General features: G+C 72.8%; 15 protein-coding genes and 1 rRNA gene. 6 read left to right on the top strand and 10 right to left on the bottom strand.

Annotated elements, in window-relative coordinates:
* The first annotated feature begins 83 nt into the window (after positions 1 to 83).
* On the top strand, positions 84 to 554 hold the full coding sequence (locus GA0070562_RS20150; RefSeq protein WP_030502451.1) for a cyclic nucleotide-binding domain-containing protein: 471 nt from the start codon (positions 84 to 86) through the stop codon (positions 552 to 554).
* Here GA0070562_RS20150 and GA0070562_RS20155 read toward each other — a convergent pair whose 3' ends face one another.
* The 6 genes from GA0070562_RS20155 to ppdK form a co-directional block, all read right to left on the bottom strand.
* Positions 555 to 839 (bottom strand): hypothetical protein, encoded by a 285-nt coding sequence (locus GA0070562_RS20155; RefSeq protein ID WP_091424444.1) that lies wholly within the window; start codon positions 837 to 839, stop codon positions 555 to 557.
* A 32-nt stretch (positions 840 to 871) separates the two neighbouring features.
* On the bottom strand, positions 872 to 1,654 hold the full coding sequence (gene pflA, locus GA0070562_RS20160; protein WP_091424447.1) for a pyruvate formate-lyase-activating protein: 783 nt from the start codon (positions 1,652 to 1,654) through the stop codon (positions 872 to 874).
* Positions 1,651 to 3,894: a formate C-acetyltransferase gene (gene pflB / locus GA0070562_RS20165; protein ID WP_091424449.1), complete on the bottom strand. Its 2,244-nt coding sequence runs from the start codon at positions 3,892 to 3,894 to the stop codon at positions 1,651 to 1,653. Before pflB ends, pflA begins: the two co-directional genes overlap by 4 nt.
* 66 nt (positions 3,895 to 3,960) lie before the next feature.
* A complete protein-coding gene (gene adhP / locus GA0070562_RS20170; RefSeq protein WP_091424452.1) occupies positions 3,961 to 4,971 on the bottom strand; it encodes an alcohol dehydrogenase AdhP in 1,011 nt (336 codons plus the stop codon).
* A 168-nt stretch (positions 4,972 to 5,139) separates the two neighbouring features.
* Complete coding sequence (locus tag GA0070562_RS20175; protein WP_091424454.1) at positions 5,140 to 5,583, bottom strand: hypothetical protein; 444 nt, start codon at positions 5,581 to 5,583, stop codon at positions 5,140 to 5,142.
* 12 nt (positions 5,584 to 5,595) lie between these two features.
* Positions 5,596 to 8,256 carry a pyruvate, phosphate dikinase gene (gene ppdK / locus GA0070562_RS20180; RefSeq protein WP_091424457.1) on the bottom strand — a complete coding sequence of 887 codons (2,661 nt, stop codon included), beginning with the start codon at positions 8,254 to 8,256 and terminating at the stop codon, positions 5,596 to 5,598.
* A gap of 133 nt (positions 8,257 to 8,389) precedes the next feature.
* Here ppdK and GA0070562_RS20185 point away from each other — a divergent pair, with 133 nt between their 5' ends.
* The 3 genes from GA0070562_RS20185 (at position 8,390) to GA0070562_RS20195 (ending at position 11,041) form a co-directional block, all read left to right on the top strand.
* Positions 8,390 to 8,893, top strand: a complete 504-nt coding sequence (locus GA0070562_RS20185; protein WP_091424460.1) for a GNAT family N-acetyltransferase — start codon at positions 8,390 to 8,392, stop codon at positions 8,891 to 8,893.
* Between the two features lie 9 nt (positions 8,894 to 8,902).
* Complete coding sequence (locus GA0070562_RS20190; protein WP_091424463.1) at positions 8,903 to 9,529, top strand: hypothetical protein; 627 nt, start codon at positions 8,903 to 8,905, stop codon at positions 9,527 to 9,529.
* 156 nt (positions 9,530 to 9,685) lie between these two features.
* A complete protein-coding gene (locus GA0070562_RS20195; protein ID WP_091424466.1) occupies positions 9,686 to 11,041 on the top strand; it encodes a hemolysin family protein in 1,356 nt (451 codons plus the stop codon).
* Between the two features lie 27 nt (positions 11,042 to 11,068).
* On the opposite strand, the gene GA0070562_RS20200 is transcribed toward GA0070562_RS20195, so the two are convergent.
* The 4 genes from GA0070562_RS20200 to GA0070562_RS20215 form a co-directional block, all read right to left on the bottom strand.
* The gene (locus GA0070562_RS20200; RefSeq protein ID WP_091424470.1) at positions 11,069 to 11,386 is read right to left on the bottom strand and encodes a hypothetical protein; all 318 of its coding nucleotides are present in this window, start codon (positions 11,384 to 11,386) and stop codon (positions 11,069 to 11,071) included.
* On the bottom strand, positions 11,373 to 11,753 hold the full coding sequence (locus GA0070562_RS20205; protein WP_091424473.1) for a hypothetical protein: 381 nt from the start codon (positions 11,751 to 11,753) through the stop codon (positions 11,373 to 11,375). The genes GA0070562_RS20200 and GA0070562_RS20205 overlap by 14 nt, the downstream gene beginning before the upstream one ends.
* Entirely contained in the window at positions 11,750 to 12,976 is a 1,227-nt protein-coding gene (locus GA0070562_RS20210; protein ID WP_091424476.1) for an NRAMP family divalent metal transporter, read from the bottom strand. Before GA0070562_RS20210 ends, GA0070562_RS20205 begins: the two co-directional genes overlap by 4 nt.
* 86 nt (positions 12,977 to 13,062) lie before the next feature.
* Positions 13,063 to 13,446 carry a PaaI family thioesterase gene (locus GA0070562_RS20215; RefSeq protein ID WP_175438812.1) on the bottom strand — a complete coding sequence of 128 codons (384 nt, stop codon included), beginning with the start codon at positions 13,444 to 13,446 and terminating at the stop codon, positions 13,063 to 13,065.
* 107 nt (positions 13,447 to 13,553) lie between these two features.
* Between GA0070562_RS20215 and tyrS the strand changes: the two genes are divergently transcribed.
* Both tyrS and GA0070562_RS20225 read left to right on the top strand, forming a co-directional pair.
* Positions 13,554 to 14,837: a tyrosine--tRNA ligase gene (gene tyrS, locus GA0070562_RS20220; RefSeq protein ID WP_091424597.1), complete on the top strand. Its 1,284-nt coding sequence runs from the start codon at positions 13,554 to 13,556 to the stop codon at positions 14,835 to 14,837.
* Between the two features lie 612 nt (positions 14,838 to 15,449).
* Positions 15,450 to 15,557: ribosomal RNA gene (locus GA0070562_RS20225) — 16S ribosomal RNA — on the top strand; the annotation flags it as partial.

Raw genomic sequence — 15,557 nt, forward strand, 5'->3', positions numbered from 1 at the left:
CGGGACCATCGGCCCCTACCGGCCGGGGCGACGGCGGGGTGAAATGGAACCAGTGCTCCCCTCCTGTCGACCCTGGAGGCGCGATGACCCCGCTGGAGATGCTCCGCGTCCACCCCTTCCTGGCCGGGCTGCCCGACGAGTGGCTGCCCCGGCTCACCGGTTACGCCCGTCCGGTGGTCTGGCACCCCGGGCACCGGCTGTTCCGCGCCGGCCAGCCGGCCGACCGGTTCTGGCTGGTCCGCGGCGGCCAGGTGGCGCTCGACTTCCCGGTGCCGGGCCGCGGCGACGTGGGCATCGAGACGATCGGGCCGGGCGGGGTGCTCGGCTGGTCCTGGCTGTTCCCGCCGTACCGCTGGCAGTTCGGCGCGGTCGCCACCCAGCGCAGCACCGCCGTCGAACTCGACGCCGACGGGGTACGCCGGCTGATGGAGTCCGACGACACGCTCGGCCGTCAGCTCACCAGCCGGTTCATGAGCGTGGTGGTGGACCGGCTCCAGGCGTCCCGGGTCCGGCTGCTCGACCTCTACGGCTATCCGACGGCGGCGGCCAGCTAACTAGCGGTCGCGGACGACCAGCTCGTCCACCTCGAGGCGGCCGATGCGCAGCTCGCGGATCACCGCGCGGCGCACGGCCAGCCGGCCGATCACGAGTGAGCCCACAGCCACCGCGCCGAGCGCGAACGCGCCGAAGGCGATCGCGCCGACGGCCGTGGCGCCCAGCGCCCGAGCGCCGGTCGCGCCCGCGCCGGTGGCCTGCGCGCCGACGGCCCGCGCTCCGGTGGCCTGCGCGCCGGTCGCGACCAGGGCGCGGATACGTGCGGTCGGAAGCAGGTTCGGCATGTCCCGATCGTAGTGCGCCGCGGCCGGACCGGTCAGGTGACGGTGAGGCCGCGGGCGGCGAACTGGCCGCGTACCCGGGCCAGCAGGTCGGCGTCAGGCGGCTCGGTGTCGGCCAGCGGGAACGTCAGCCCCAGCTCGGCGTACTTGTGCGCGCCGAGCCGGTGGAACGGCAGCACCTCGACGCGCTGCACGGTGGCCAGCCCGGCGGCGATGTCGGCCACCCGTTCCACCTCGTCGACCGCGTCGGTCAGGCCGGGCACCAGCACGTACCGGATCCAGATCGGCGTACCCCGGTCGGCCAGTCGTTGCGCGAACCGCAGCGTCGGCGCGAGCCGGCCGGTGCCGGTGACCCGGCGGTACGTCTGCGGGTTGCCCGCCTTGACGTCGAGCAGCACCAGGTCGGTGGCGTCCAGCAGCGCGTCGTCGGCGCGGACACCGAGGAAGCCGGAGGTGTCCAGCGCGGTGTGCAGGCCGAGGTCGTGGCAGCGGCGCAGCAACTCGCCGGTGAACGCCGGTTGCAGCAGCGGCTCCCCGCCGCTCACGGTGACGCCGCCGCCCGCGACCTGGATGAACCGGCGGTACCGGCCGGCGAGCGTGACCATCTCGTCCACGGTGCGGCGCCGGCCGCTGCGGCCGTACCAGGTGTCCGGGCTGTGGCAGTAGCGGCAGCGCAACGGGCAGCCGGCCAGGAAGACCACGAACCGGGTACCCGGGCCGTCCACCCCGACCGACGTGTCCCACGAGTGCACCGCGCCGGTGACGGCACCCGGCGCCGCCGGAGTCACCTCCGGCGGCGCGGGCGGGCGGCCGTTCACAGCGACCCGTGGAAGGTCCGCGACACCACGTCGCGCTGCTGCTCCGGCGTGAGCCGGACGAAGTTCACCGCGTACCCGGAGACCCGGACGGTGAGCTGCGGGTACCGCTCCGGGTGCGCCATCGCGTCCAGCAGCGTGGCCCGGTCCAGCACGTTGACGTTGAGGTGGAACCCACCGGCGTCGGCGTAGCCGTCGAGCACCCCGGCCAGATTCGCGATCCGCTCGTCGCGGGTGTGGCCCAGGCCTTCCGGCGTGACGGTGCCGGTCAGCGAGATGCCGTCGCGGGCCGCGTCGTACGGCAGCTTCGCCACCGACAGCGCCGACGCGACCAGGCCGTGCGTGTCCCGCCCGTTCATCGGGTTCGCCCCCGGCGCGAACGGCTCACCGGCGCGCCGCCCGTCCGGCGTGTTACCGGTGTGCTTGCCGTACACCACGTTCGAGGTGATGGTCAGCACCGACATGGTCAGCTCCGCGTCGCGGTACGTGCGCTGCCGGCGCAGCTTCTCCGCGAACGTCTCGACCAGCCACACCGCGATCTCGTCGGCCCGGTCGTCGTCGTTGCCGTACGTCGGGAACTCGCCCTCCACCGCGAAGTCGACGGCCAGCCCGTTGTCGTCGCGCAGCACCTTCACCCGCCCGTACCGGATGGCCGACAGGCTGTCCACGGCGACCGACAGTCCGGCGATGCCGGTGGCCATGAACCGGCGCACCGGGTGGTCGTGCAGCGCCATCTCCAGCCGCTCGTACGCGTACCTGTCGTGCTGGTGGTGGATCACGTTCAGCGCGTCCACGTACGTCTCGGCGAGCCAGTCCAGTGTCCGGTCGTACGCGGCCAGCACCTCGTCGTAGTCGAGCGTCTCGCCGCCGGCCGGCGCGGCCGGCGGTGCCACCTGGGCGCCGGTCAGCTCGTCCCGGCCGCCGTTGATCGCGTACAGCAGCGCCTTCGCCAGGTTCGCGCGGGCGCCGAAGAACTGCATGTCCCGCCCGACGCGCATGGCCGACACGCAGCAGGCGATCGCGGTGTCGTCGTCGTACGCCGGGCGGATCAGCTCGTCGTTCTCGTACTGGATGGCGCTGGTGTCCAGCGACACCTGGGCGCAGAACCGCTTGAACCCCTCGGGCAGGCGGGGCGACCAGAGCACCGTCAGGTTCGGCTCGGGCGCCGGACCGAGGTTGTAGAGCGTCTGGAGGTAGCGGAACGCGGTGCGGGTGACCAGCGGCCGTCCGTCCGCCCCCATCCCGCCGAGCGACTCGGTGACCCAGGTGGGGTCGCCGGAGAAGAGCTGGTCGTACTCGGGGGTGCGCAGGAAGCGGATGATCCGCAGCTTGATCACGAAGTCGTCGATCAGCTCCTGCGCGCCGCTCTCGTCCAGCCGCCCCTCGGCGATGTCCCGCCGCAGGTACGCGTCGACGAACCCGGCGGTGCGGCCCAGCGACATCGCGGCGCCGTTCTGCTCCTTCGTGGCCGCCAGGTAGGCGAAGTAGAGCCACTGGATCGCCTGCGCGCCGGTGGCCGCCGGGCGGGAGATGTCGAAGCCGTACGAGGCGGCCATCTCCTTCAGCTCACCGAGCGCACGGATCTGCTCGGCCAGTTCCTCCCGGTCGCGGATCACGTCGTCGGTGCTGCGCCGGTCGTCGAGCGCCGCCTTGAGCGCACGGCGCTCCTCGACCAGCCGGTCCACGCCGTACAGCGCCACCCGGCGGTAGTCGCCGATGATCCGCCCGCGCCCGTACGCGTCGGGCAGCCCGGTGATGACGTGCGAGCGCCGCGCCGCGAGCACATTCGCCGGGTACGCGTCGAAGACCGCGTCGTTGTGCGTGCGCCGGTACCGGGTGAAGATCTCGTGCACCCGCGGGTCCGGTTCGCGTCCGTACGCGCGCAGCGCCGTCTCCACCATCCGCAGTCCGCCGGCCGGCATGATCGCCCGCCGTAGCGGCGCGTCGGTCTGCAGCCCGACGATCAGCTCCCGCTCCCGGTCGATGTAGCCCGGGGCGTGCGAGGTGATCGTCGACGGGGTGGCCGCGTCGACGTCGTACACGCCGCGCCGCCGCTCCTCGCCGAACATCTCCCGCAGCCCTTCCCACACCGCGAGGGTGCGCGGCGTCGGCCCGGCGAGGAACGACGCGTCCCCGGTGTACGGCTCGTGGTTGTGGCGGACGAAGTCGGCCACGTCGACTGTCTCCTGCCACGCTCCGGCGTGGAATCCGCGCCAGGGGGCCAGGGGTTCGGTGGCGGTCATGTCGGTCCCTCTCCGGGCGTCGGCGGTGGTCCGGTCCCCGCGGGGTGCGGGGACCGGGGGCGGGGGTCAGGGCTGGAGCACGAGCCGGGCGGCGACCCGGCCGGCGAGGACGTCGTCCACCGCGTCGTTGATGTCGTCGAGCTTGCGGGTCTCGTAGACGACCCGGGTGCGGCCGGCGGCGTGCAGCGCGAAGACCTCGGCCAGGTCGGCGCGGGTGCCGACGATCGAGCCGAGCACCGTGATGCCCTTGAGCACCGTCTCGAAGACGGGCAGGGTGATCGCGTTGTCGGCGGGCAGCGACACGAGCACCAGCCGGCCGCCGCGGCGCAGCGAGCGGTGGGCCTGCTCGATCACCCGGGGGCTCGCGGCGAGCACGATCGCCACGTCCACGCCGCCCAGGGCGGTGATCCGCTCGACCGGGTCGGTGGTGGCGGCGTCGACCGTGTGCGCCGCGCCCAGCGACGTGGCCAGTTCCAGCTTCTCGGCGGTCACGTCCACCGCGACCGTCTCGGCGCCGAAGATCTGCGCGTACTGCTGGGCGAGGTGGCCCAGGCCGCCGATGCCGAAGATCGCGACCCGCTCGCCCGGCCGTACCCCGGCGACCTTGACGGCCTTGTACGTGGTGACGCCCGCGCAGGTCAGCGGCGCGGCCTCGAGGGGGTCCACGCCGTCGGGCACGCGCACCGCGTAGCGGGCGGCGGCGACCGCGTACTCGGCGTGCGCGCCGTCGATGCTGTAGCCGGTGTTGCGCTGCGACTCGCACAGCGTCTCCCAGCCGGTGACGCAGTAGGAGCAGGTGCCGCAGGCCCAGCCGAGCCAGGGCAGCGCGACCCGGTCGCCGACGGCGTGCTCGGTGACGCCGGGGCCGACCTGTTCGACCAGGCCGACGCCCTCGTGACCGGGTACGAACGGCGGGGTGGGCTTCACCGGCCACTCGCCGCGGGCGGCGTGGATGTCGGTGTGGCAGAGTCCGCTGGCTTCGACGCGGACCAGGATCTCGCCCGGGCCGACCTCCGGCACGGGACGCTCGACGATTTCCATCGGACGGTCGAACGCGGTGACGACACTGGCGCGCATCGGGGGCCTCCCTCGGTCTCGTTCTCACCCTCAGCGTCGTCCGTCCGGGCGCTGCCGGGCAGGGGCGCAGGACCGCGGTGACCCGGGACCAACGGCCCCCTGTCGGACGGGCGGGGGAACGGCGGTACGGCCGCCGGTGACGTACCGGCGGCCGTACCCCCTGGGTGGTCAGCGGTCGACGACCAGGCGGCGGGCCCGCAGCAGGCGCGCCCACCAGGGCCGGTGGTCCGGGCGCAGCCGCGGCGCCGGCACGCCGCGCAGGCTGACCCAGCCGCCCGGCCCCATGGTGACGGTGCCGACCGACGGCGGTCGGCGCCGCGACCACACCGCCACGGCGGCGGTGAGCGCGGCGACCGCGAACGCGCCGGTGGCGGCGGCGACGAGCTGGTCGGGTTCGACCACGCGCCGGTAGCGGACCCGGCCGCCGGCCGCGACGAACACGCCGACCGGGCGGCCGTCGCGGTTCACCGGCACCAGCGCGGCGTCCCCGGGCAGCTCCAGCACCGGGCCGACGGCTCCGGCCGGCGCGGTGGCGGGCGTAGCGGCCTGCGGTGGCGCGGGGCGGGGGACCGGCGCGACCGCCGGTCCGGTCGGGTTGAAGATGGCGGTCATGACGCTGCCCTCCTAGCGGGAGTCGGACTTCTCGGTGCGGGCCTCGACCGCGGCCCGGCCGGCGGCCAGCCGCGCCACCGGCACCCGGTACGGCGAGCAGGAGACGTAGTCGAGCCCGGCCGCGGCGAAGAACCCGATCGATTCCGGGTCGCCGCCGTGCTCACCGCAGACCCCGACGGTCAGGTCCGGTCGGGCCGCCCGCCCTTCGGCGACGGCGAGGCGAACCAGCCGGCCCACCCCGGTGGCGTCGATGCTCTCGAACGGCGACACCGGGAAGATCCCCCGTTCCAGGTACGTGGAGAAGAACGCCCCCTCCACGTCGTCCCGGGAGAACGCCCAGGTCATCTGCGTCAGGTCGTTGGTGCCGAAGGAGAAGAAGTGCGCCTCGGCGGCGATGTCCCCGGCCGTCAGCGCCGCCCGGGGCGTCTCGATCATGGTGCCGACCGGGATCTCCGGGGCGTCCGGCACCTCGGCCAGCACCCGCCGCGCCTCGTCCGCCACCGCGGCGAGTTCCCGCACGTCACCGACCAGCGGCACCATGATTTCCGGGCGCGGGTCGCCACCGGCCCGGACCCGCTGCGCGGCCGCCTCGGCGAGCGCCCGCACCTGCATCGCGAACAGGCCCGGCACCACCAGCCCGAGCCGTACGCCCCGCAGCCCCAGCATCGGGTTCGTCTCGTGCATCCGGCGCACCGCCGTCAGCAGCACACCGTCGTGGCCCGGTTCCTCGCCGCGCGCCTGCGCGCCCGCCACCCGGGCGGTGAGCTCGGCCAGCGGAGGCAGGAACTCGTGCAGCGGCGGGTCGAGCAGCCGGACGGTGACCGGCAGCCCGTCCATCGCGGTGAGCAGTCCGAGGAAGTCGGCCCGCTGCAACGGCAGCAGCTCGTCGAGCGCCGCGCCGACCTCGGCCGGGCCGTCGGCCAGGATCAGCCGCTCGACCAGTTCCCGGCGCTCGCCGAGGAACATGTGCTCGGTGCGGCACAGCCCGACCCCGGCGGCGCCCAGCTCACGGGCCCGCCGCGCGTCGTCAGGGGTGTCGGCGTTGGCGCGTACGCCGAGCGTGCGCACCGCGTCGGCGTGCCCGAGCAGCCGGTGCACGGCGGCTACCAGCGGGTCGGCCTCCGGCCGCAGCTCACCGGTCAGGTACCGGGCCACCAGGGACGGCTGCACCGGCACCTCGCCGAGCCAGATCCGCCCGCTGGTGCCGTCGATGGAGATCACCTCGCCGGCGCGCACCACGTGCTCGCCCACCGTGAACTCGCCGCGCTCCACGTCGATGGTCAGCGCCTCGGCCCCGCACACGCAGGTCCGGCCCATGCCCCGGGCCACCACCGCGGCGTGCGACGTCTTCCCGCCGCGCGAGGTCAGCACCCCGGCCGCGGCGATCATGCCGGGCAGGTCGTCCGGGTTGGTCTCCGGGCGGACCAGGATCACCGGTCCGGTGGACGCCGCCGCGGCGGCCGAGTCGAACACCACCCGCCCGACCGCGGCGCCGGGGGAGGCGCCGACGCCGACGGCGAGCGGCTCGGGCGCGCCGGCGGCGTCGAAGGCCGGGAACATCAGCTGGGCGAGCTGCGCCCCGGTGACCCGGGTCAGCGCCTCGTCGGCCGTGATCAGCCCCTCCTCGGCCAGCTGCGCGGCGATCACGAACGCCGCCGCCGCGGTGCGCTTGCCGACCCGGGTCTGCAGCATCCACAGCCGGCCGCGCTCGATGGTGAACTCGACGTCGCACAGGTCGCGGTAGTGCCGCTCCAGCGTCGCCATGATCTCCCGCAGCCGGTGGAAGCTCGCCGGGTCCAGCCGGGCCAGCTCGGTCAGCGGCACCGTGTTGCGGATGCCCGCCACCACGTCCTCGCCCTGCGCGTCGGTCAGGTAGTCGCCGTACACGCCGGGGGCGCCGGTGGCCGGGTCACGGGTGAACGCCACCCCGGTGCCGGAGTCCGGGCCGAGGTTGCCGAACACCATCGCCATCACGTTGACGGCGGTGCCCAGGTCGTCCGGGATGCGCTCCTGCCGTCGGTAGATCCGGGCCCGCTCCGAGTGCCAGGACTCGAACACCGCGCGCACGGCCAGGAACAGCTGCTCGTGCGGGGCCTGCGGGAAGTCGTGCCCGGCGTGCCGGGCGAAGATCTTCTTGTACGTGTCGACCAGGTCGCGCAACTGGCCGGCGCCCGGCCCGTCCGGTCCGGCGGTGGCCCGCAGCGCGGCCAGCTCGTGCTCGAACTCGTCGGCCGGGATGCCGTGCACGGTACGGCCGAACATCTGGATCAACCGCCGGTACGAGTCCCAGGCGAACCGCTCGTCGCCGGTGCGGGCGGCCAGCCCCGCCACGGTGGTGTCGTTGAGCCCGATGTCGAGGATCGTCTCCATCATCCCCGGCATCGAGTACCGCCCGCCGGAGCGCACCGCCAGCAGCAGCGGGTCCCGCGGGTCGCCCAGCCACCGGTCCAGCCGCGCCTCCACCTCCTTCAGATGCGCGTTGATCTCCTCGTACAGGCCGTCCGGCGGCGCGCCGGTGGCCAGGTACGCCCGGCACGCGTCGGTGGTGACGGTGAACCCGGGCGGCACCGGCAACCCGAGCCGGGTCATCTCGGCGAGGTTCGCGCCCTTGCCGCCGAGCAGGTCGGCCTGGCTGCGATCACCTTCGATGAAGTCGTAGACGTACTTCGACATGGTCCGGCCTCCTCGACTGAGTCGTTCCACCTCCTTGGTAGCCGGGCCGGCCGGCGGCGCGGCAGGGCCGGACGGGACACACACCGGGCCGGAGGTCCCGACCGTGTCGGTGGGTGCCCGTATCGTTCCGGCCGTGACCAACGAGGTGCTGCTCCGCCCGGTGCGAGACGACGACCTGCCCACCTTCTTCGCCCACGAGCAGGACCCGCAGGCCAACTGGATGGCCGCGTTCGGCCCGAAGGACCCGTCCGACCGGGCCGCGTTCGACGCGCACTGGGCGCGGATCCGCGCCGACGAGCGCATCGTCAACCGCACGGTCACCGCCGACGGCGAGGTGGTCGGGCATGTCGCGGCGTTCCCGGTCGACGACCGGACCGAGGTGAGCTACTGGATCGACCCGGGGCGCTGGGGGCGTGGCTACGCCACCGCAGGGCTCGCCGCGCTGCTGCGGGAGCTGCCGCAGCGGCCGGTGCGCGCCCGCGCCGCAAAGGACAACGCCGCGTCCCTGGCGGTGCTGCGCAAGTGCGGCTTCGTCGTGGTCGGCGAGGACTCCGGGTACTCCCCGAGCCGCGGCACCGAGGTCGAGGAGTACGTGCTGGAGCTGCCCGCCGAGGGGTCTGAGCAGGGCGACCGCTAGTCTCCCCGGGTGAACTGGCTGGAACTCGTCGGCTGGGCCGGCTCCGCGCTGCTGGTCTGGTCCCTGCTGCAGACCCGGATCCTGCGGCTGCGCGCGCTCAACCTGGTCGGCTGCCTCATCCTGATCGGCTACAACGCCGCCGTGCAGGTCTGGCCGATGGTGGGCCTGAACGTCGTGCTCACCGTGATCAACGTCTGGTATCTGCGCAAGCTGCTGGCCACCCGGCACGACGAGCAGACCTACCAGGTGGTCGAGGTGGGCACCGGCGACGCGTTCCTGGCGCACACCCTGCGCGTGCACGCCGCCGACATCGCCCGCTTCAACCCCGGCTTCCACTGGGACCCGGCCGCCGAAGACCGCTCGGCGTTCCTCGTGGTACGCGCCGACGAGGTGGTCGGCGTGATGCTCTCGCACGCCGAACCGGGCGGGGTGGCCCAGGTCGACCTGGACTACGTGACCCCGCCGTTCCGCGACTTCACGCCGGGGGAGTTCGTCTACCGGCGCAGCCGGCTGTTCACCGACCGGGGTTTCCGCCGGGTGGTCAGCCCGCCCGGCATGATCGCTCCGTACTATCACCGGCTCGGGTTCCGCCCCGAGGGCGGCGCGTACGTGCTCGACCTGCCCGTACCGGCCTGAGCCGGCTCCCGTCCGGCTCCGGCCGGTGACGCCGAGGGGCCGGTCATGATTCGGCGGCGGTCCCGCGGGGCAACAGAGGGGCCACGCCGACCGGATCTGCCGGCCGGCGAGTCGGCCATCGGCCGACCCGGATCGGGCCGAGGGAGATAACCGGTCGTGCAGAGCTACTGGAGCCAGCTTGCCCTGGTCGGTGTGCTGGTGATCCTCAACGCGGTGTTCGCCGGCAGCGAGATGGCCCTGGTGTCCCTGCGCGACAGCCAGGTGCAGCGGCTGGAGCGCAGCAGCCGCGGCGGACGGACCCTCGCCCGCCTCGCGAAGGACCCGAACCGGTTCCTGGCCACCATCCAGATCGGCATCACACTCGCCGGGTTCCTCGCCTCCGCCGCCGCCGCGGTGTCCCTGGCCAAGCCGCTCGTCCCGCTGCTGACCGTCTTCGGCAACGCCGCCGAGACCGTCGCCATCGTCGCTGTCACGCTGGTGCTCACGTTCGTCACGCTCGTCTTCGGTGAGCTGGCCCCGAAGCGGATCGCCATGCAGTCGGCCGAGCGGTGGGCGCTGCTGGTGGCCCGCCCGCTGGACGTGCTGTCCAGCATCACCCGGCCCGCCGTCTGGTTGCTGGGCGCCACCACCGACCTGGTGGTACGCCTGTTCGGCCTGGACCCGAAGGCCGAACCGGACGAGATCGGTCCGGACGAACTGCGTGACATCGTGGCCGGCAACCACGGCTTCACCAAGGAACAGCGCACGATCATCGCCGGTGCGGTGGAGATCGCCGACCGGCAGTTGCGGGCTGTGCTCGTACCCCGGTTGCAGGTCTTCACGCTCGACAGCGGCACCACCGCGGAGGCCGCCCGGCTCGTTCTGGCCGCGACCGGCCACTCCCGGGCCCCGGTGGTCCGCCACGGCGGCCTGGACGAGGCGGTGGGCGTCATCCACCTGCGGGACCTGGTCGGCGTCTCCGACGACCGGCCGGTCGACGAGATCGCCCGCCCACCGATGCTGCTGCCCGACTCGCTGCCGGTGGTCGACGCGCTGCGCCAGTTCAAGGCCGAACGCCAGCACATCGCGCTCGTGGTCGACGAGCGCGGCGCGGTCGACGGGATCGTGACGCTGGAGGACATCCTGGAGGAGATCGTCGGCGAGATCTACGACGAGACCGACCGGGACCTGCGCGCCGTGCGCACCGAGGCCGACGGCACGCTGGTGCTGCCCGGCACGTTCCCGGTCCACGACCTGACCGACCTCGGCGTGGAGCTGCCGAACCGGCCCGCGGGCGACTACACCACGGTCGCCGGGCTGGTGCTGATCTGCCTCGGGCACATCCCGACCGTGGCGGGGGAGCAGGTGACCGTGGACGGCTGGGAACTGTCGGTGGCCGACGTCGACCAGCGGGCCATCACCGAGGTGCACGTACGCCGCCGCGGCCGCCACGACGGCTCCCCGGACGACGACACCACCGACGACGCCGCCGAGCCTGCCGACGCCCCCGAACTGGACGACGCACGCCGCTGACCGGCACCCGGTCTCTGCGCGCCCGGCTCAGCGGCGCCCGGTCGGCGGGCCGAACGGGAAACCGGGCACCGGCGGGAGCAGCTGCACCGCGTCGGCGGGCAGCTGACGGGTGCTCCGCCCGACCAGCCGGGCCACCACCCGCAGCAGCCACGGCCCGGACGGATGCAGCTCCGGGCCGATCAGCCGGCTGATCACCCGGGTCCACCAGTGCCCGGCGACGATCACGTCGGTGATCCGCAGCCGGTCCGGCGGCCACCCGCCGCGCACCACCACGTCCACCACCCGGCCCAGCCGCCGCCCGTGCAGGTCGTACGCGGTGCGGCCGAGCAGTTCACCCGCTCGCACGGCCGGACCCCGGGATCCGCTCGATCAGGTGCCGGCGCAGCCACGCCTCCACCGGCGACGGCGGCAGGTCCGCCGCCCGGCAGCGCAGCCGCACCGCGCTGTCCACGCGGGCGACCTGGGACAGCGGTACGCGCAACGGTGGCATCGGCGGGTCGTCGGTGAACCTGTCCGCCACCGCCACCAGCAGCCGCCCGGTCCGCCCGCCGATCCGCGCCCCGAGCGCGCCCTGCCCGGTGAGCAGGCAGTCCACGTACGGGAAACCCTCGTCGTCGACCGCGAACGCGATGTCGTCGACGCGCCCGACCAGCAGCCCGTCCACGTCGACGATCTGCCGGTCGAGCAGCCGCCGGGCGAGCTGAACCCTCATCGCCCCATCCCCGTCATGATCGCCAGTGGGATCGCCGCCACCGAGGCCGCGACGATGAGCAGCAGGAACACCGCGCCGAGCAGGTTCATCCACCGCCCGTTGACCCGGTCGCCGAGGTACCCCCTGTCGTTCGCCACCACCAGGATCGGCAGGTACGTCAGCGGCAGCACCACAGCGCTCAGCACCAGCATGTACTCGGTCAGCCGCACCGGGTCCACCGTCGTCATCAGCATCACCACACCGAGCAGCAGACCGACGAGCAGCACGCTGTGGAACCGGGCCGCCTCCCGGGGGCGGACCCGCTTGCCCCACTGCCACCCGAAGTACTGCGCCGCCGCGTACGCCGCCGACAGCCCGGTCTCCAGCGCCGCGCCGAACGTCACCGCGAAGAACGCCAGCACCGCGGCGGCCAGGCCGGCGCCACCGAGCGCTGTCGCCACCGGCCGCGCCACCTCGTCCAGCGTGCTCAACGACGCCTCGGACGGGTGGTAGGCCACCGTCGCCACGGCGATCAGGGACAACGCCAGGAACCCGCCCACCGGGAAGCCGATCAGCACGTTCGAGCGGGCCCGCGCCAGGTCCGCCGCGCTCCACCGCTCCTCGACGCCGCCGGAGGAGAAGAAGAACACCTCGTACGGGCTGACCGTCGAGGCGAACAGCGCCACCGCCACGAACCAGTACAGCGGCCAGCCGTGCCCGGCCGTGCTGACCTGCCACACGCCCTGCCCGAGTTCCGGCCAGTCGGTCGGCAGCGCCACCAACGCGACCGCGAACACCAGCAGCGACAGCCCGGCCAGCCCGAAGATCCGCTCCATCAGCTCGAACCGCAGCCGCCACAGCACCAGCCAGACGGCCAGCGCGGCGAGCGGCACCCAGAACAGGTGGCTCAGCCTGGTCGCCAGTTGCAGCGCCAGCGCCACCCCACCCAGCTCCGCGGCGAGCGTGACGACAGTGACCAGCCACGTCGCGACCAGGTTGAGCAGCGCCACGCGCGGCCCGAGCCGCTCCCGGACCAGATCGAACACCGCCCGTCCGCTCACCGCCGCGATCCGGCCGGCCATTTCCGCGTACGCGCAGATGCCGACCACGCCGATCAGCAGCACCCAGGTGTGGGCCATGCCGAACAGCGCGCCGGCCTGACTGGCCGCCACCAGATCACCGATGTCGACGAAACCGCCGACCGCCGACAGCACGCCGAGCGTGGCGGCGAACAGCTTCCTCACGTCGGGTCGGGAGCGGACGATCTCACCGAGGCGACGATATCGGCGTCAGTGCCCCTTTTCGGGCTGAATCGGCCAGCCTGCGGGTGTCAGGCGGCGGTGAGGTTCTGCAGCCGCACCTGACCGCGGGCCACCAGACGGCCGTCGGCGTCGGTGATCTCGACGAGCCAGAGCTGCTGGCTGCGGCCCCGGTGCACCGGCGTGCCGACAGCGGTCAGCTCGCCGTCGCGTACCGCCCGCAGGAAGTCCGTCTGGTTCGACACCCCGACGACGTTGCCCTTGTCGCCCAGCCAGAGCGCGCCGCCGATGCTCGCCGCCGTCTCCACCACCGAGCAGTAGACGCCGCCGTGCTGGATCCCGTACGGCTGGTGCAACTCCGGACGCACCTTCCAGCGGATCACCACCCGGTCCCCGCTGACCTCGTCGAACGTCAGGCCCAGCAGGGCCACGAAGCCACCGGTCAGGTTCGGCATGTCCACCGCGGTTCCTCCTCGCGTTCGACGGCGCCGCCAGCCTAGTCGCCGCCACGTCGGCAAACCCGGTACGGGCCGGGCCCGGGAATGGGGGAGAATCGGTGACCGTGACCGACAGCAACCTCCCGCAGGGGCGGGACTCCCTGACCGAAGACCTGCTGTGGCGGGGCCTGATCCAGGACTCGACCGGCCTTGACGAGCTGCGTGAGCTGCTCGACGGCGGGAGCACCACCTTCTACGTGGGCTTCGACCCCACCGCGCCGAGCCTGCACATCGGCAACCTGATGCAGGTCGTCATGGCCCGCCGGCTCCAGCAGGCCGGGCACCGGCCGCTGCTGCTGGTCGGTGGTGCCACCGGGCAGATCGGCGACCCGAAGGAGAGCGCCGAGCGGACGCTGAACCCGCCCGAGGTGATCGCCGGCTGGGTGGAGCGCATCCGCGAGCAGCTCTCGCCGTTCGTCACGTACTCCGGGGAGAACGCGGCGAAACTGGTCAACAACCTGGACTGGACCGGCGAGATGTCGGTGGTGGAGTTCCTCCGGGACGTCGGCAAGCACTTCCCGGTGAACAAGATGCTCGCCCGCGAGGTGGTCAAGGCGCGGCTGGAGACGGGCATCAGCTACACCGAGTTCAGCTACCAGCTCCTCCAGGCCAACGACTACTTCGAGCTGCACCGCCGGCACGGCTGCCGGCTCCAGTACGGCGGCTCCGACCAGTGGGGCAACATCACCGCCGGGGTGGACTACATCCGGCGGCGCGGCGCCGGGCCGGTGGAGGCGTTCACCACGCCGCTGGTGACCAAGGCCGACGGCACCAAGTTCGGCAAGAGCGAGACCGGCACGGTCTGGCTCGACCCGCAGATGACCAGCCCGTACGCGTTCTACCAGTTCTGGGTCAACGCCGACGACCGGGACGTCAGCCGTTACCTGCGCTACTTCAGCTTCCGCTCCCGCGAGGAGCTGGAGGAGCTGGAGAAGGCCACGGCGGAGCGGCCGCAGGCGCGCCTTGCCCAGCGGGCACTGGCCGAGGAGCTGACCACGCTGGTGCACGGCGAGCGGGAGACGGCCCAGGCGGTGGCGGCCAGCCAGGCGTTGTTCGGGCGCGGCTCGCTCGACGAGCTGGCCCCGGAGACGCTGCGCGCCGCGCTCACCGAGGCCGGCCTGGTGCACCTCGACGAGCTGCCGGACGTGGCTGGCCTGCTCAAGGAGTCGGGCCTGGTGCCGAGCATGAAGGAGGCGCGCCGGGTCATCGCCGAGGGCGGCGCCTACGTGAACAACACCCGGGTCTCCGAGGTGGACGCGATGGTGTCGGCTGACGACCTGCTGCACGGCCGGTACCTCGTGCTGCGCCGGGGGAAGCGCTCGTTCGCCGGCGTCGAGCTGCGCGGATAGTCGCCTGTCGACTGTGTGACGCGGGACGCGCCCAGCGGATTTGACGATCACTCCGCTGGGCGCGTAACTTTCTCTCTGCCAGCGCGGAACGGACGAACAGGGCGAAAGACCTGGAAGGCCGGAGCGCAGGACCTGAGAACCGGGTGGTGCCCCGGATTCGCCGGAAGGCGGATTTGGTGAGGCGGAACCGACCGGGTAAGGTTGCCAGTCGGCAGGGAAACGGGCGAACACGCGGGTGACCGCGACGGCCGTCCTGTCGAAGCCCTCGGAAACCGTCCGACGGAAGTCGGATGAATCGGGGTGCCCGGCAAAAGGTTGATGCACGACAAACCGGGAAACACCGGTTTGACACGGCAGAAACCACCGGGTAACGTAGTAAAAGTGCCTGGCGCGAGAGCGGCGGGCAGTTGAACGAGATACCCCGGTCGGGGTTCCACGGTGTGGGGCTTCTGGTTGGTGTGTGGTTGTTCTTTGAGAACTCAACAGGGTGCTTGTAAAGCCAGTGCCAATTGTTTTATACCCCGGACTGGTGGCCATTCTTTTGGGAGTGGTTGCTGGTTGGGATTCCTTTGGCAACACTTTTGTTGCCAGGTTATGCTGTTCGACAAGTTTTTGTTGGAGAGTTTGATCCTGGCTCAGGACGAACGCTGGCGGCGTGCTTAACACATGCAAGTCGAGCGGAAAGGCCCTTCGGGGTACTCGAGCGGCGAACGGGTGAGT

Source organism: Micromonospora tulbaghiae (assembly GCF_900091605.1).
Classification (GTDB): domain Bacteria; phylum Actinomycetota; class Actinomycetes; order Mycobacteriales; family Micromonosporaceae; genus Micromonospora; species Micromonospora tulbaghiae.

What these genes read in the sequence shown, in the direction of transcription:
- adhP (WP_091424452.1), bottom strand. Translation starts at nt 4,971, where the DNA reads ATGCGCGCCAGTGTCGTCACCGCGTTCGACCGTCCGATGGAAATCGTC.
- GA0070562_RS20175 (WP_091424454.1), bottom strand. Translation starts at nt 5,583, where the DNA reads ATGACCGCCATCTTCAACCCGACCGGACCGGCGGTCGCGCCGGTCCCC.
- GA0070562_RS20205 (WP_091424473.1), bottom strand. Translation starts at nt 11,753, where the DNA reads ATGAGGGTTCAGCTCGCCCGGCGGCTGCTCGACCGGCAGATCGTCGAC.
- ppdK (WP_091424457.1), bottom strand. Translation starts at nt 8,256, where the DNA reads ATGTCGAAGTACGTCTACGACTTCATCGAAGGTGATCGCAGCCAGGCC.
- pflB (WP_091424449.1), bottom strand. Translation starts at nt 3,894, where the DNA reads ATGACCGCCACCGAACCCCTGGCCCCCTGGCGCGGATTCCACGCCGGA.
- GA0070562_RS20215 (WP_175438812.1), bottom strand. Translation starts at nt 13,446, where the DNA reads ATGCCGAACCTGACCGGTGGCTTCGTGGCCCTGCTGGGCCTGACGTTC.
- GA0070562_RS20150 (WP_030502451.1), top strand. Translation starts at nt 84, where the DNA reads ATGACCCCGCTGGAGATGCTCCGCGTCCACCCCTTCCTGGCCGGGCTG.
- GA0070562_RS20155 (WP_091424444.1), bottom strand. Translation starts at nt 839, where the DNA reads ATGCCGAACCTGCTTCCGACCGCACGTATCCGCGCCCTGGTCGCGACC.